The sequence below is a fragment of the Corynebacterium sp. HMSC036E10 genome, assembly GCF_001836265.1.
GTDB lineage: Bacteria > Actinomycetota > Actinomycetes > Mycobacteriales > Mycobacteriaceae > Corynebacterium > Corynebacterium coyleae.
Genome location: NZ_KV827929.1, coordinates 22,186 through 39,228 on the forward strand (window position 1 = coordinate 22,186; position 17,043 = coordinate 39,228).

General features: G+C 60.3%; 8 protein-coding genes. 3 read left to right on the forward strand and 5 right to left on the reverse strand.

The window, feature by feature from the left end; all coding sequences use genetic code 11:
• Positions 1–28: 28 nt before the first annotated feature.
• A complete protein-coding gene (locus HMPREF2736_RS00385; RefSeq protein WP_070828633.1) occupies positions 29–592 on the reverse strand; it encodes a TetR/AcrR family transcriptional regulator in 564 nt (187 codons plus the stop codon).
• A 91-nt stretch (positions 593–683) separates the two neighbouring features.
• Between HMPREF2736_RS00385 and HMPREF2736_RS00390 the strand changes: the two genes are divergently transcribed.
• Genes HMPREF2736_RS00390 through HMPREF2736_RS00400 form a run of 3 tightly spaced genes read left to right on the forward strand, consistent with a single transcriptional unit; the run spans position 684 to position 4,899 of the window.
• A complete protein-coding gene (locus HMPREF2736_RS00390) occupies positions 684–1,298 on the forward strand; it encodes an ATP-binding cassette domain-containing protein (RefSeq protein WP_070828634.1) in 615 nt (204 codons plus the stop codon).
• Positions 1,295–3,388 (forward strand): YhgE/Pip domain-containing protein, encoded by a 2,094-nt coding sequence (locus HMPREF2736_RS00395; RefSeq protein WP_070770940.1) that lies wholly within the window; start codon positions 1,295–1,297, stop codon positions 3,386–3,388. Before HMPREF2736_RS00390 ends, HMPREF2736_RS00395 begins: the two co-directional genes overlap by 4 nt.
• On the forward strand, positions 3,385–4,899 hold the full coding sequence (locus tag HMPREF2736_RS00400) for a cutinase family protein (RefSeq protein ID WP_070828635.1): 1,515 nt from the start codon (positions 3,385–3,387) through the stop codon (positions 4,897–4,899). Before HMPREF2736_RS00395 ends, HMPREF2736_RS00400 begins: the two co-directional genes overlap by 4 nt.
• 55 nt (positions 4,900–4,954) lie before the next feature.
• Here the strand turns inward: HMPREF2736_RS00400 and HMPREF2736_RS00405 are convergent, their stop codons facing one another.
• The 4 genes from HMPREF2736_RS00405 to HMPREF2736_RS00420 all read right to left on the reverse strand — a co-directional run bounded on the left by HMPREF2736_RS00405 (position 4,955) and on the right by HMPREF2736_RS00420 (position 16,917).
• Positions 4,955–9,571 carry a hypothetical protein gene (locus tag HMPREF2736_RS00405; protein ID WP_070828636.1) on the reverse strand — a complete coding sequence of 1,539 codons (4,617 nt, stop codon included), beginning with the start codon at positions 9,569–9,571 and terminating at the stop codon, positions 4,955–4,957.
• Positions 9,572–9,893: 322 nt separating this feature from the next.
• The gene (locus tag HMPREF2736_RS00410) at positions 9,894–14,324 is read right to left on the reverse strand and encodes a hypothetical protein (RefSeq protein WP_141761563.1); all 4,431 of its coding nucleotides are present in this window, start codon (positions 14,322–14,324) and stop codon (positions 9,894–9,896) included.
• Positions 14,325–14,581: 257 nt separating this feature from the next.
• Positions 14,582–16,114, reverse strand: coding sequence for a phytoene desaturase family protein (gene crtI, locus HMPREF2736_RS00415; RefSeq protein WP_070828638.1), 1,533 nt, complete (start codon positions 16,112–16,114; stop codon positions 14,582–14,584).
• Positions 16,111–16,917, reverse strand: coding sequence for a phytoene/squalene synthase family protein (locus HMPREF2736_RS00420; RefSeq protein WP_070828641.1), 807 nt, complete (start codon positions 16,915–16,917; stop codon positions 16,111–16,113). Before HMPREF2736_RS00420 ends, crtI begins: the two co-directional genes overlap by 4 nt.
• Positions 16,918–17,043: the final 126 nt, after the last annotated feature.

A 17,043-nucleotide genomic window follows, 5' to 3' on the forward strand; every position in this document is an offset into this window, starting at 1 on the left:
TTCCGGGCCCAGCCCCGTTCCCGAACGCCTATACGTTCGCGCGCCAGCCGGCCATGAGGTGGCGGACGAGGCGATCGCGCACGTCGGGGAGCAGATCGGCCAGGGGTGAGGCAAGCGGTCGGGTGGCCACGATCAGTTCGGTGGCGAGCTGCAGCGCGGTTTGGCCGGGGGCGACGATGTTGTGGGGCACGGCTTCGTCGATAAGCAATTGCACGTTGTGCATGAAGGTCTCGCGGCGTTCGACGATGATGCGGGGGCCGTCAGCGGAGGGTTCGGCGGCAAGGGCGGTGGCGAGCATGCCGACGCCGGAGTCGACGATGGCCCAGACGAAGCGTTCGAAGCTGCCTTGGGGGTCGCGGTGGAAGTCGGCGAGGGTGCCGTTGAGGAGGGTTTGGAGGTCATCGATGTAGACGATGGCGCAGGCGTCGTAAAGCGATGCGCGCGATGGGAAGTGGCGGTAGAGGGTGGCGATGCCTACTCCGGCGTCGGCGGCGATGCCTTCGAGTGTGATTTCGGAGCTGGGGCGGGTTTGGATCTGTTGGAGTGTGGCCGTGATGATTTGGTCGCGTTTTTTGCGGGCGTCTGCACGCATGGCACTCCCCACTCTGGGTTTGACAGTGATTGAATTGGGGAGCACCATATCACGGGTTAAGTGATAGTCCACCCTACGGTTAGGGGACCGAATGTCTGCAATCCTGTCGGTACAGGGCCTTGTGCTGCGCAGTGGTGACGAGCCGGAGTCGTTCGACGCCGGCCGCGGTTTGACGCTGCTCAACACGGCGCGCGAGTCTGATTCGACGCTGCTCAGCCTTGCGCTGGCGGGTCGTTTCAACCCTGCAGGGGGCACGATTCTGCTTGACGGCGAACCGACCACCCACCGTGACCGCTTCCGCGATGTCGCGTTGGCGGGCGTGCCGGAGATCGACTCGATTGATCGTCTGGTGCGCGTGCGGGATGCGGTGCGGGAGCAGATTGCGTGGTCGCAGAGTTTTTTCAAGCGCACCCCGCGCAAGCCGGAGGCGATTAAGGCGCATCCGTACGTGGAGAAGTGGTTGGAGCCGCTGCAGTTGGAGGAGCTGGATCTACTGGCCAAGGTCGGCGACATTACTCCGCTGGAGCGCTTCCGCTTGCGCGTGTTGCTTGCGTTGATTTCGCGTCCGGAGGCGAAGTTGCTCATTGTCGACGACATCGATCAGGTCCGTGACATGAAGTTGCGCAAGTTGCTTCTTAGCGACCTCCGCGGCGTCGCGGTCCACCTTCCCGTGATGGTGAATACGGTCAATGAGGAGGGGCTATGAGCGGCCTGCATATCGGAACCGATTTTCGGAAGTTTTTGAACGGCAAGCTCCCACCGCTTGCCCTTGTTGCCATCATGTTGCTGCCGTTGCTGTTCGGCGGTTTGTTTGTGTGGTCGTATTGGGATCCACTAGGCAATTTGTACAAGTTGCCGGTTGCGTTGGTGAACTCGGATGAGGGTGAGAACGGCGACCAGGTGGTTGACGAGCTGTTGGAGCAGCGTCCGTTGGATTTCCAGTTGGTCAGTGCCGAGGAGGCCAAGGAGGGCATTGCTAACGGCACGTATTACCTGGGGATGGAGATTCCGACGAACTTCTCTGAGGCTGTGACCAGCGTGAAGTCAGAGGATCCACATTCGGCGAAGATCAACATCACCCTGAATGAGACGAACGGTTTCATCCCGACGGTGTTGGGCGATAAGGCCGGTGAGGCGGTCGCGGTTGCGGTGTCGAACTCGGTTGGTGAGAAGGTGGTGGACCAGCTGTTCGTCGGCATTAATACGTTGTCGCAGGGCGTGCAGGACGCCGCGGATGGCGCGGGCAAGCTCGACGACGGTGCGAATAAGGCCAAGGACGGCTCGCAGAAGCTCAACGACGGCGGCACGAAGCTCAACGACGGTATCCAGCAGCTCAATGACAAGGTGCAGCAGATGCCGGGTGCGGTGGGCAAACTCGACGGCGGTGTGGCCAAGTTGCAGGACGGTGCGGCGCAGCTTAATGACGGCATCACCACCGCATCCGGCGGCGCCTCCAAGCTCTCTAACGGCCTGGATCAGTTGCAGGCGGGTACCCAGCAGTTGGGTGCCGGTGCGACGAAGATCGCAGGTGGCGTGGATAAGCTCACCGGCTTTGCTGGCACGTTGAACCAGGCGCAGGCGGCGTTGGCTGACGTCAATGCGAACCTGGACCGCGTGATCGCGGATCTGGACCGCTCCCCTATCCCGGGCTCGAACGAGTTGGCCGCGCAAGCTCGTGGCGTGAAGGCACAGTTGAACGCTGGTCCGCTGCAGGCGGTGCCGGGCAACGACCTGGTCGGCCAGTTGATGCAGTTGCAGGCCGGTGCGCACGAGTTGGCCACGCAGTTGTCTGATCCGACCGCGCAGTACCGCGGCGGCGTGGATAGCGCCGTAGCGGGTGCCCGCACTCTTGCGGAGGGTCTGGCCCGCCTGCAGGACGGTTCGGGCACGCTGCTGGCCGGCATTACGACGTTGAAGGACGGTACGTCGAAGTTGGTTGTCGCTGCGAATACGGCGACGGATGCGACCTCGAAGTTGGCGGCCGGCTCGAACCAGTTGGTGGTGGGCCTGAGCGATTTGAACGACGGCCTGGTGAAACTTTCTGACGGCACCGGCGAGCTCTCCATGAAACTTGCGGACGGCGCCAAGGAAGCCCCGAAGTGGGAAGGCGAACGCCTGGACAAGGCGATCCACGCCGCCGCGGATCCGGTGACCCCGCAGCACACGGGCGACAGCGTGACTTACTTTGGTAAGGGTTTGAGCCCGTTCTTCCTGGCCCTGTCGCAATGGTTCGGTGTGCTGATCACCTACATGATCATGAAGCCGTTTAGCCGCCGCGCCATCGACTCGGGCGTGAGCGCGTTCCGCGTGATGCTGTACACGATGATCCCTTCCGTGATCATTGGCTTTGCGCAGTCTGTGGCGCTGTGGGTGGTGCAGGTTGGTGTGCTGAAGGTGGAGCCGCAGCACCCGGTGGCGCTGTTCGGCGTGTTGGTGTTCGTGTCGTGGGTGTTTATCTCCGCGATTATGGCGTTGAACACCACGTTGGGCCCGGCGCCTGGCCGTTTGGCCACGATGGCGTTGATGTCGCTGCAGTTGGTGGCGTCGAACGGCCTGTATCCGCCGGAGGTGCAGCCTGGGTTTATCCAGTGGGTGCACACGTGGGACCCGATGCGCTATTCGGTGGATTTGGTGCGCTACGCCCTGTTCGGTGCGCCGTCGTATGACCCGCGTCTGTGGACTGCGCTTACGGTCCTGTTGTTCGTGGCGGCCCTGTCCATCGCCCTTACGTGTTTCGCGCTGCGGAAGCGTCGCACGATGGCGTTCAAGGACCTGCACCCCGAGTTGACGGTGTGAGACGCCCCCTAGCCATCCTGCTGTCCGCCGCGCTTGTGCCGCTCGCGGTGCCACAGGCGCAGGCGTTGCAGTTGCGGTGCCACCCCGTGCATGTGATTCAGGCGGCGGGGTCCGGGTTTTCGCATTCGTGGCATCCGTCCGCGCGCGAGTCGCTTTTCGACGACGCCTCCTCCCCCGCCGACGACCTCCAAACCCGCTTCGGCGCCCGGACGGTGTCCACGTTTCAGGTGAAGTACCCGGCCTCGCTGGGCCGCTTCAGCGTGTTCGGTACCTCGGGCAACGTCCCGGAAGGCACCGAGGCGGCCACGTATGGGGAGTCGGTGCGCTACGGCCGGGACGTGGCCACCTTGGAGATGGAGACCGTGGCCCGGCATTGCCCCGGCACCCGGTTCATTTTGATCGGCTACTCCCAGGGCGCCCACCTGGTCGGTGATGCGGCGGCGGAAGCAGCTGCCGGCCGCGTGCGGGGTGTGGGTGCGGATGACATCGCCGCCGTCCTTCTCTTCGCCGACCCCGCCCGCGCGCCGCTGGGTGACCCGGCGCCGCAGCAACCTTCGCGCCTCTACGCCGAACCACCTGCGGGCGTGCGCGGCCGCAACGGGGAGACGGTCCAGACCGGCGGCACGACGCTCAACCCCGCGTTCGAGGGCCTCGCCGGCACCCGAACCACGCCGTTTACCGGCCTGGAGGGCAAGGTGCTCTCCCTGTGCAACGGCGCGGACATGGCGTGCGCGACCGACCCCACGAGCCCGCTGCGCACACTTGCGGATGTGGCCATGCGCGATGTCACACCCGGCCCTTTCAACGCCATCACCGGCATCCGCGTCGCCCGCTTCCGCGACTTACGCGCGCAGGGGCTACCGGTGCGCGAGGCGTTTGAGCAGTCGGGCCTCTCACTTATCGACGCCACCCTCATCCCCCAAATCATCATCGAAGCCACCACCGCCGCCACCGCCCTTGGGCAGCACGCGGCGGGCACCAGCACCACTCCCCCAGCCGAACAAGCCGCCATCGCGCTGCTCGCCGCACTGCCGGAGTTGGCCAAGGAGGGCGTGACCTGGCCGTGGTTGTTCCAGGCGCTTGAGCCTCTGCGCGATCAGGCGGCGCAATTGCTTGACGACGACACCACCGCCTGGCTCGATCTCACCCTCGAAGTGTTTCGCACCATCCATGCCGTGGAGCAGTTCAGTTGGCAGCTGCATCGCCTCGGCGTGATCCCCCGCACCCCAACCGGCACCGAAGGCCGCCAGGCCTGGGCGCATAGTACCGTAGCGGCGTTGTGCGGGCAGGTGCTGGATGTGACCGGCCTGCGCGCCACTTACGAGGATCCCCAGAACGCAGTGTTGGTGTCGTCGGCCCAGCGTGCTGGCGATTTCGGGCCGCGGCACATGTCGTATTACAAGTTGGGCTTCACTGACATCCCCGGTGGGTTCAAGGTGGGCGGCCAGACGGGTTATGACTATGCGTTGGGGTGGCTTGACCGGGTGGTGCGTGGGGTCGTCGCAAAGTAAATGCGCAAGAGAAAACCCGCCGGGCTTTCGCCTGGCGGGCTAGCTCACTGCGGGTTTACTTGTCCTCAGCGGGCTTGTTCTCTTCGGTGCCCTTGTCCTTGGACTCCGGCATCTTGTCGGAGGAGCCCTTCATCAGGGTCTCGTTGCCGGTCGCCTTGCCCACCATGTAGGAGGAGGTGTACTCACCTGCACCACATGCGCGCATGACGCCGTCGACTGCCAGGAGGCCGAGGGTGATCGCACCCAGAGCGCCGGCTGCGAGGCCGATCATCTGCGGGTTCTCGATAGCGAAAGCACCCTGGATGCCAGCGGCACGGGACGCTTTGTCGTTGTCGTAGATGCCGAGGCCGCGCTGGATCTGGTCGTTCGCCTGACGGATTGCCGCGTTGACCTGGGCGGAGATGCCCTCCAGGCCCGGGATCTGAACCTGCGACAGGATACCCAGCGGGATAGCCAGCAGCAGCGGCGCGGTCATGCCGACGATGCCGGCGATGCACTTGCCGTCGAGCTCAGAGGAACCCTTGGTGGTCTGGTTGCCGGTCTCCTTGTTCAGGAGGAACTCAAAGTTGAACTCCTGAATGTCGTGGCTCTGTGCACCCTGTTCGGTGTAGCGGAAGAAACCACTCGGAAGACCGCACTCAGCCGGGTTGAGCGGCTTACCCTTGGCCTTCTGATCAGCAAGGCACTTCCTAGCCTTCTCAGCAAGATCCTTCGGGATGATCAGGTCTGCACCCTTATCGGTCGGCACAAGCTTGGTGCCGTTGCTCTCACCGACCACACCGACGTCCTTGACCGGATCCTTGAAGTACAGGTGAACAACAACGTCACCGTTCTTGGTGCTGTTGTCGATCGTGACATCCGGGAGGTTTTTGTTCGAGCCAGCCGGAGCACCGTTCTCGGTAACGGCACCTTCCTTCACCACACCCAGAATCAGGTTGCGGACAATATCGCCGTTGGAGTTTCGCTCCTCGACGCGGATCGTCTCACCAACCGTGCCCTTCTTCGGGGTGATGATGAACTTGCCGTTCTCGGTCTTCGTATCAGCGTGCTCGCCACCAGAAACCACAACGAAGGTGTTCTCCGGCTTGAGTGCCTCGAACTGACGCTCCTTACCTTCGATCACGTAGTCACGCTGCTGGTAGGTAGCGGCGGACTTGCCCTGCGTGATCTTCAGGCGGTAGCGGTTGATTTCCTTACCGTTCTTGTCGAGCTCAACGACCAAACCGGACTTGCCAGCTGCGTTGGACTTCGGCTTCAGAATCCACTGACCGTTGCTGTCCCTCGGTGCCTGGAAGAATTCGGCACCTTCGAGGATCTTGAACGAGTTCTCCTGGTGCACCATGGTGGCGATGAACTCAGAGTTCGTCGAGACGGTGTACTCGCGATCCTTAACAGGTGCGTCAGTCAGCTCGAGCTCGTAGCGAGCCCAGACGCCACGCTTGTCCTTGACCTCGATAACAGCGGTGCCGGTCTCACCCTTCGGGCTGGTGATAATGAGCTTCTTATCGCGCTCCTGCACATCAACGAGGTTCTTGCCCTTGATGACCTCAAAGGTATCCGGGTAGTCCTTGACCTCGTTGAAGTTCACCTGTGCGGTGCCATTAACCGTCATGCGGCGCTTGATGGTCTCAACGTTAGCGTTGCGACCCGGAGTGACGTTGATGGTGTAACGCTCGTAGACGTATCCATCATCGGTCCGGTTCTCGATGACAACCTTGCCCTCAGCATCGGCCTTCAGGTCGAGTTTCAGGGTGTCCTTGCCATCCTCCGCATCACCTGCGATGAGGTCCTTGCCTTCGACGATGAAGAGCTTGTTGCCGCCCAGGTTGAGGAAGTTGTCCGCCGTGATGTTGTAGGTCATCTCACGGATCTGTGCTGGCTTCACGTTGTAGATGTACTTCGTGATGGTCTTGTATTCGACCTTGCCGTCAGTTATGAACGGCTGCTCTTCCTCGACGACGACGCGGCCGTCAGCACCCGGCTTGAAGTAGAGCTCAAAATCGTCATTTTCTTCAATCTTCGACTTCTCAGCCAGAAGATACTCGCCCTCGACGATCTTCAGCTTGTTGCCCGGCGTCTGATTATCGCCAATGAAACCACGGAGCACGCGAACGATCGAGCGATCAACAACATCGCGCTCGCGCTCTTCCTCGCTAACCTGACCAAGGTTTCGGGCAGGTGCAATGCGTACGGTCCACACTGCGGACAGAACTCCGTTCTTGTCCTTGATGTGGATGACAACGTTGCCACCCTTCTCATTAACCGGAGTGCCGTCTTCGTTGGTCGGGTCGACGACAAGGGTCTTTCCGTCGTTGGTCTCAAAGATGCGTGCGACGTCCTTGCCGTCGACGATCTCCCAGGTCCAACCGTCCTTCAGGTTGATCTCTGCAGACCCGTTGTTCTCAATCGAGTCGTCGCGCATGAACGGACCACCGTTCGGGTCCTTCACGATCTCCAGGGTGTAGTTGTACTCCACGCCCTTGTCGTCAGTAAAGACGATCTCGACGGTGCCCTCAGCGCCATCCTTCGGCTTGATCACCCAGTTCGTGCCGTCTTCGCTCTTGACGATCTGGACGAGGTTCTCACCAGACTTGATGGTGTAGCTGCCACCGCGGCGCTCGATGATCGCCGTGGAGGTGTTCAGGATCTGGCGAGTGACGTCGAACTGAGAGTTCGTGTTCTCGACGGTGACGATGTTCTCGCGAACGTCGCCGCCTTCCTCGGTGATGCGAACAACGACGTTGCCACGAACCGACGGGTCCTTGACGTCAACCTTGAGCTTGTTCTCGTCTTCGACAACCTCAATGGAGCCCGGCTTCGGCTCGATGCGGTTGCCATCCTTGTCGACGAGGTACCACTCGTACTTCTCATTCTTGTCCCACGGAACCTCGCGGACGCGGTTCTCGCTGCCCGGATTGATCGTGTAGAAGAAGTTGTTGACCTTGATCTTCGTCTTGGTCTCGACGTTGATGGTGTCGCTGACCTTGATGCGATAGATGTGCTGGTTGCCCTGGTCGTCGGTGATCAGGATCTCCACGTCACCTTCACCCGTGAAGCCCGGCTTCGGGGTGATCTTGAGCTTGCCCTCTTCGGTGCGCTCAACAATGACGATGTCCTTGCCCTTGGTGACCTCAAAGGTCCAGGAGCCACCCAGTTCCTTCGGAACCTCGATGTCCTTGGACTTCTCACCCTTGATGAAGCCAGCGAAGTGGTAGTACTCGCGAACTTCCTTGACGCTCTCGTAGACCTTCTCGCGGTAGTAGTTCTCCACGTGGGTTACGGTCTCGGTGACGGAGACCGGCGCCGGCGTGACGACCTTGGTCGTGGTCACGGTGGTGCCTGGAACGTTCTTCTCGGTGGTCTTCACCGGAGTGGTCCACGTGGTCTCGGTGACCGTGCTCGGCTCACGCGTGATCGTCTCGGTTACTTCGGTGACGGTCTCGGTGATGGTGGACGGCTTACCGGGCTTGGTTTCCGTGGTCACGTACGGCTCAGGCGTAACCACCGTGGTCGTCGTCTTCGGCGTGCCGTTGACGGTAGTGGTGACGTTGTTGGTCAGCGGCGGAGGTGTCACCGTCGTGGTGACTTCGCTGCCCGGAATGGTTGTACGGGTCACAACGGTGCTACCCGGGACCGTGGTCTTCTCGTTCTTGGTTACCGGCGGCAGGGTACGCGTAGAGGTAATCGTGGTTGCCGGCAGAGTCCTCGTCGTGGTGGTCTTAACGGGATTCTGCGGAATCGTCTCGGTGACGGTGCTCGGTGGCAACGTTTCCGTGGTGGTAACGGTGGTCTCCGGCGGAGTGGTGTAGCTGGTGATGGTGACGTTGCCGTCCCATTCCTTCTTGTTCGGGTTCAGACCAGGCTGCTCGTTCGGAATGATGCGCTGGAACGTCAGGTTCAGACGACGCGTCATCGTGTAGTTGTAGTTACGCGGGACGATGATGGTGACGTACGCGTTCTTCGGGTACTTCGACTTGAAACCATCGAGGATCTTGCGGTCGGGAACCAGAGCGTAGTTCGGCTTTCCGCTCTTGGTGTCCACCGTGACGTGCACCAGGCTGAAGCCGGTAAGTGCACGGAACTGAGCGCCGTCAACAGTGACCGGGTTCTTGTCACCCGGGTCGCTGGTGTCCGGACGGCCGTCATAGATCGCGCCACGAACGTTGTTCAGGGACGTCAGGTCGTTGCCCAGCAGCGCACGAAGCACGGTGGTCTTGACCTTGATGGCGTGGGTCCTATCCTCGCCTTCCTTGTGCTTCTGGTAGTCCTCCATGAGCTTGGTGACGACGTTGATCGCTGCGTAGCGCACGTCCTCGTCGATGTACTCACCGTTGCCGTAACGACCGGAAGCACCGGTCAGCTTGCGGACTTCGTAGCCCGCCTTGGTGTTGTCCCAAGGGTTCGACAGGCCCCAGTCGATGCACCAACCGTTGCCGTACTCGGTCGGAAGCAGGCCGATCGAACCGTTTCGCTCGTTCTTGCTTTTCTTAACGGCCTCGAAGTATTCGTGAAGTTCCTTTTCACTCATCTTCTCGTAGGCGTTCACCGTGAGGTAAGAGTCTGCGACGGTTGCAGCAGTTGCCTCAGGCGCTACCACGGCGATCGTGCTAGCCACAGTGGTGGCGGAAATAAGCGCAGTCATGACGCGCTTCTTCAATTGTGCGTTCTTCAACGGCTTCAATCCTTACAACTCGGAGGAGATATTCGAAGCAGCCTTGAGATCACCTGAACACGGATCTCCAAACTGATAACTACATATTTAAGCGCAATATCGGCTTGGAGAATAGTCCGAAACTCCATACAGAAAGCCAAAACGCCAGATCAACACCAAAAACTTAGAAACCTGACCCTCTGAACTGGACGTTTAGACAGTACTCAGGAAGAAAACTACAAGGTGATTTTCACCACAATCCGAGCAATTGTTCAACAAATCCTCAAAGAACGCCGAAAGCCCGAAGCCAAGTCGGCTTCGGGCTTTCAGGGATCAGAACGATCTACTTCTTGGATTCGTCCTTCTTGTCCTTTGCGCCAGCTTCCTCGGACGGCTTTTCAGCCTGGTCCTTGGAGCTCTTGCCGGAGGAACCGTACATCATCCATTCCTGACCGGTGGCCTCACCGATCTTGTAGGACGAGGTCATCTCCCCCTGGCCGCAGGCACGCAGCACACCGTCGATCAGGAACAGACCGAGCGTGATTGCGCCGAGGGAACCAGCGGCGAGGCTCAGCATCTCCGGGTTGGCGACGTTGAACGCACCCTGGAAGCCAGCTGCGCGGCGAGAACGGTCCTCGTTGTAGATACCCAGACCGCGCTGGATCTGGTCATTCGCCTGACGGATGGCGTCGTTCACCTGAGCGGACAGACCTTCAAGGCCTGGGATGCGAACCTGGGAGAGGATACCCAGCGGGATGGCCAGCAGCAGCGGCGCAGACAGGCCGACGATGGAGGCAATGCACTTGCCGTCGAGCTCAGAGGAGCCCTTCTGGCTGCCGTTGGTGTCCTTCACATTGATGGTGGCTTTGATGTTGACCTTGCGCTCTACGCCCTTAGCTGGGACGCCGTTTTCGACACCACCGATCCAGAGGTAGTCCCACTTACCGTTCGGGATTGCGCCCGGATCGACGATGATCTGGTCGCCTTCGCGCTTGACCTTATTCGGGTCGACCGGAACACACTTGGCGTCATTGCACACCTTGATCTCAACACTGTTGCTGCCGCCGGTGATATTGAAGGTCCAGCCGTCCTTGGCGTTACCTTTCGGCTCGCTGATGGAGATCGACGGCGTCGTGGTGTCGCCCTGCGATGTCGGCGGGATCTCGAGCTCGACGATGCGGACCGGGTTGCCCTCAGGGTCGCGCTCTTCAACGAGAATCTGGGCGTACTTCTGCTCAACCGGAGTGATCTGGACACTACCGTCCGGCAGCTTCTGCTCTTCGACGAGGTCGCGACCACGAAGGATAGTGAAGGTGTTGCCCGGGGTGCCTGGGTTGATCTTGCCGTCGAGCTTCTCGATGTAGACGCGACGCTCTTCCTTGAAGTTCAGCGGCTTCGGGTCAGACACGATCTTGATGGTGTGGCGCTTGACCACGACATCGTTACGCATCTCAACAACGGTCACGGTCTTGCCGACCGAACCCGGCTTCGGCGTCAGGATCCACTCGCCGTCCTTGGAGGTATCAACCTCGACCCACTCGGAGCCGTCCTGAACAACGATCTTGTTCTCGTTGCGACGGGTGATCTTGAAGGTGCCGTTCTCGGTGAGCTTGAACTCGTTGTTGATGGTCGTGTTGCCGGAGTTCTTCTTCGTGCCATCAACGTTGAAGATGTAACGGTACACAACGTGATCGTTCTCATCCTTCACCTCGACAACAGCGCGGCCTTCCTCGCCGTCCTTCGGCTTGACGACGAAACCGCCATCCTGCTTCTCAACATCAATGATGTCCTTACCCTCGGTGATTTCGAAGGTGAAGTTCTTGTTGAGGCGGAAGTTGGCAGAAGTGTTGCCAACGAGGTCGAAGGTCTCTTCCTGCACGTCAACCGGCTTGACATTGAAGATGAAGCGCTGGAACGGCAGGTCACGGGAGTTAAGGTTCTCGATGACAACCTTGCCCTCAGCACCCGGCTTGAACTTAATCTTGCCGTTCTTCAGGTCAGAAGCCTCGAGGTTCACCAGGTTCTCGCCCTCAGTGATGCGCAGGACCTGGCCGTCCTTCACACCAGGGATGGTAACGTCAGAGCTCGACTCAGCGTCCTGGACCCGCTCTTCGACCTCGCCCTTCTCCACGTGGATGGTGTAGGTGGCGATGAGCTTGCCCTGCGCGGTCTCCTCAACGACGATGTCGCCCTCGAAGCCCGGCTTCGGCATGATGCGGTAGACACCGTCTTCCACGATCACGGTGGCGTTCTCAGCATTCTTGGTGATGTCGATCTTGTTCGGGGTACCAGCCGCGTCACCCGGGGTGATCTTCACGGTGTTGCGGTCGATGATGTTGTACTCGACGTTGCCCGGCGTGAAGTCTTCCTTCTCTGCCGGCTTCGCAATGAAGGTGTAGACACCAACGAGGATCCGGCCCGACGGGGAGTTCTTGTCGGTCTTGTACAGGTTGAAGGTCGCAACGTCGTTGTTCTTGTTGGTCACCGTGAACTTGTTGCCGTCACGCTTGACCTCCCAGTTATCCGAGTTGTATGCGGAACCTGCAGGCTCAAGGACGAAATCGTCGCCTTCGGCCACGATCTCGCGGGACTGGCCCTCGATGATCGTGTGCGTCTGAACGTCGACCAGCACGTTCGTACCCTGCTTGATGGTCAGGGTGTAGGTGTAAACGTTGCCGTCCTTGTCGGTGGCCTCGATGACAGCATTGCCCTCAGCACCCGGCTTCGGCGTGATGATCCAGAAGCCCTCATCGTTCTTCTCGATGCTCTGGATCAGGTCCTCGCCAGACGTGACCTTCGGCTGTTCCTCAACATCCTTGATCTCAAGCTTGTAGGAGTTGGCATTACCGATCACACGGGTCTGCGTGTAGCGGTCAGCAAATGCATCGATGTTGAAGATGTAGTTGTTCTCGTTACCGGTGCGCTTGCCGTTGATCTCCTCGTACACCTTGAGAGTCGCGGTGCCACGGGAATCCTTCTTAGCGGTGACCTCAATGCCGCCTTCAACGGCCTTGGTGTCGATGATGCCACCGCCGTCAACGATTTCGTAGTTCCAGTTCTTGCCAATCTGAATGGTCTGCTTCAGGTTGCCAATACCAACGTTGAAGTAGTGGTTGTTCACCACTGCCTCGGTCTCAACGATCTTCTCGGTCTTTTCGTTGACGACGTTGATGATGTATTCGTGGCGGTTGCCCTCAGCGTCTACGACAACGATGCGAACCGTGCCGCAGCCTTCCTTGACCGGCGTGATCTCCAGGACAGCCTTACCGTTGACAATCTTCTTCTCAACCTTAACCAGGCCGTTCGAATCGTCGACGAACTCGATTTCCCAGTTGCCGAGCTTCTCAACCTCGATCTGGCGGGACTTCTCGGACATGTTGAAGTCGATGGCGTACTTGTAGTTGCGGATGTAGCGCTCCACAATCTTCGTACGCTCGACCTCGGTGACGTTGGTCTTGGTGGCATGAGCCGTCACTGTCGTCGTCTTCGGCGCTGCGGTGACAGTTGCGGTCTCCGTCTTCGGCGCTGCGGTGACAGTTGTAGTCGTGTACACCGGCTCAGCCGTCTTCGTCACATACTTGGTCTCCTTGGGAGCATCCTCAGTGACAGTCGGGGTAATCGTCTTGGTCGTGGTGGTCAGAACCGGCTCATCGACGTAACGGGTGACGGTCTTCTGCGGGGCAGTCTCGGTCACCGTGGTCGGCTCGACCTCGCGGGTGTAGGTCTCGGTGTTGTGCTCAACACGCGGACGCTTCGTGGTGGTGACGGTCTTATCCGCCTGCACCACAGTTTGGGTCGTCGTTACGTCCTGCGAGACAACCTCGGTCTTGGTGATGGTCGGCTGCTCCACGACCTCCTTGTGGTGCTCAGGCTGGACGTAGTGAGTCACCGTCGAGGTGCCTGCCGGACGGGTGACGGTCGTCGTGACCGGATCAGCGGTCTTAGTCACCGTCTCGCGGACGATGTTCTTCTTCGGCTCGTAACCCTCAAGACCCGGCTGCGCAATGATAATGATGCGCTGGTTGGTCGGCTCCTTGGTCAGGTCCTCGTAGACGTTGTAGGACTTCGGCACCAGAACGGTGACGTACTCACCGGTCTTGACCTTCAGCTGGGAGAACGCCTGCTCGTTCTTGTACAGGAAGAAAGCAGACTGACCAATCGGGTTGCCGTAGTTACGGCGAATCTCAAAGCCCGTCCACTTCAGGAACTCATTGGCGGAAACCTCAGGCGGCTTCGTGCCGGACTGGAACTTCACGTCGCCCTGAATCAGGCCACGCATCTTGTCCAGCTGCTCCAGGTTGTTGGACAGCAGTGCCTGGAGAGCGAAGTTCTTCTTACGAACTTCCTCGGTCTGGCCAGCGTAGTAGCTGTCCAGCATGGTCTTGGTCAGGTTGATGGCAGCCTTCTCAATGTCCGGGTGGATGTTGAGGTCGCCGCCCATGTTGCCGTTAAACCCGTAAAAACCAGAGGTGCCGTCCAGACGACGAACATCAAACTGGGTGTAGTGCTGCGGCACGTCCAGGTGGGCATCGATGCACCAGCCCGGACCGTAGGCCGTAGTCATCAGGTCCATGCTGCGGTTGACCTTGAGCGTCTTGTTGTACTGCAGCGCAGCGTCGTAATCGCCCTGATCCAGTGCTGAGTAGGCGTTTGTAATACGCGGGTCAGCGTCAGCGGTCGGAGCTACGACCGTCACACCACCAAAAGCCACCGTGGCGGAAACCAGGGTGGCCATGACGCGCTTCTTCAGATGTGCGTTCTTCAACGGCTTCATTCCTTACAACTCGGAGGAGATATTCGAAGCAGCCTTGAGATCACCTGAACACGGATCTCCAAACTGATAACTACATATTTAAGCGCAATATCGGCTTGGAGAATAGTCCGAAACTCCATACAGAAAGCCAAAACGCCAGATCAACACCAAAAACTTAGAAACCTGACCCTCTGAACTGGACGTTTAGACAGTACTCAGGAAGAAAACTACAAGGTGATTTTCACCACAATCCGAGCAATTGTTCAACAAAGCCCATTTCAGGCGCGGAGAGGGCCTGGGCTTTTGTCGCCGCGCAGGCGCTTCAGCACATTTTCAGCGGAAATCAAGCACATCGGCACGCCCACCCCAGGAACGGTCGTGGCTCCGGCGTAGTACAGCGCTCCCAGCTTCTTCGAAGCATTCGCGCCGCGCAAAAACGCCGACTGCTTCAGCGTGTGCGCCGGCCCGATCGCCCCGCCCGACCACGCGTGGTAGCGGTCGCGGAAGTCTGCAGGACCGAGCGTCTGCTTAACGACGACCCTCTCGCCCAGGCCCTCAACCCCACACCACTGCTCAATCTGCGCAATGGCGGCGTTGGCAATCAGGTCCACCTGCGGGGAGGCCCCATCGCGGTACATGTTGCCGTGGCCGATCGTCTCCTCGGCGGCGACGGGCACGAGTACGAACAGGTTCTCGTCGCCTTCGGGCGCCACGCCGGGGTCGGTCGCGCTCGGCTTGGACACGTAGATCGACCGCGACGCACCCAACGGCCGCGCAGCCGGTTTGCCCTCGAAGACGGTGGCAAAGTCATCGTCCCAGTCCTCGCTGAACAACAGGTTATGGTGGGCCAACTCGGGGATCTCACCCTTCACGCCCAGCATGACCAGCACGGTGCCCAGGCCCGGGTCCCGGCGGGAGAACCACGACTCGTCATACGTGCGCAGCTTCGGCGGCAGCAGCCGGGTTTCGGTGTGGTGCAGGTCGGCACACGAGATGGTGAGGTCGGCGGGGATCAGCGTGTCGTCGATAAGCGAAATGCCCGTGGCCCGCCCACCGCTGTACGTGATGGAAGCGACGTCCGCGTTGAAGCGGAACTTCACGCCCTGCTCGAGCGCCAGCTCGTAGAGCGCATCCATCACCGCCGCGAACCCACCCTGCGGATACAGCACGCCCTGGGTGAGGTCCGTGTGGCTCATCAGGTGATACATCGACGGCGTGCGCGCGGGATGCGACGACAAAAACACCGCAGGGTACGTCAGCATCTGGCGCAGGCGCGTGTCCTTGAACTGGCCTGCGACGAAGCGATCCAGCGGCTCCACCAGGTAACGCAGCAACTTGCCGTACTGGCCGCGGATCTTGGCAAAGGGCTTCAGCGTGGAAAAGGTGGTGTAGAGGAAGTAGCGCAGCGCCAGGTCGTAAGTTTCGGCGGCGCGGTCGAGGTAACTGGCCAGTTGGTCGCCGGCGCCGGGCTCGATGGTGTTGAAAAGCCGGATCGCATTGTCGCGGCCCGACTCCACATCGATCGGGTCATGGTGCTCGGGGAAGAGACGGTAGGCGGGCGTGAGCGGCTTGAGATCCAGCACGTCCTCGGTGCGCTTGCCAAACAGTGCGAAGAAGTGGTCGAAGGCATCCGGCATGAGGTACCAGCTCGGGCCGGTGTCAAAACGGAAACCTTGGACGGTTTCGTTGCCGGCGCGGCCGCCATGCGAGCCGAGGCGCTCGACCACCGTGACCTCGTAACCCTCCCGCGCCAGCAGCGCCGAGGTAGCCAAACCCGCCGCACCCGCGCCGATCACCACCGCAGTTGTCATAGCCCTGTCCTCGCAATCGCCTTCGCCGTCAGCGCAACCTTGCGGCGCTGCGGCACACTGATGCGCTGCTGCGTCAACTGCGCGGCCGGGGTGCGCTCCACGATCTCGGTGAGTTCACGAAACAGCGCCTCCGCGGCCGCCACTCCCCCACGCACCCCGCGGGGCAGCAACGGGATCGTCTCTAAGGCCTGGTCAAGTTCGGTGTGGATGGTGGTGGTGATGGCGTGCTTGGTGTCGTCGTCAAGCATGCGCCCAAAGTACGCCCGCCCGAGACTGTCCTGATCCTCCCCGAAATCGCGCAGGAAGTTGATGCGCTGGAACGCCGCACCAAGCGCGCGGGCGCCACGCTGAAGTTTCTCGGGATGGGGTGTCTGGCGCTCTGGGAAGAAAATGTCCAAACACATCAAGCCAATCACCTCGGCCGACCCATATATATAGGTCTCCAACTCCGCCGGGGAAAAAGCGTGCGGGTTGAGGTCCGCGCGCATCGACGCGAAAAACGCCTCGAGGTGCTCCGCGTTGAGGCGACAACGCCGATACGTATTCGCCCACGCGTGCAACACCGGATCCGTGTGAAAGCGCTGGTTAGGGGCCTGGAGTACCTGCTCCTCGTAGGCGTTGAGCAGGGTCTCGGGGTCTGCGTAGGCCTGCTGCGCGGCACCGTCGACGATCTCATCTGCGATACGCACCACCGCGTAGAAATTACGAATATCGCGCCGCACCCCCGGCGCCAACACCTTCGTAGCCAACGAAAAACTCGTCGAATACTGCGCAATCACCTGAGCAGCCGCACGATCCGCCATCGTGTCGTAACGGGAAAGGTAAGAGTTCACGCAGGCGCTTTCTATTTGCAGACTTTTCCGGGAGCTTACCGCGCAGCAACCGCTGCCTGGGCGGGTTAAGCGACAAAATGTGTGTCCGGAATCGTT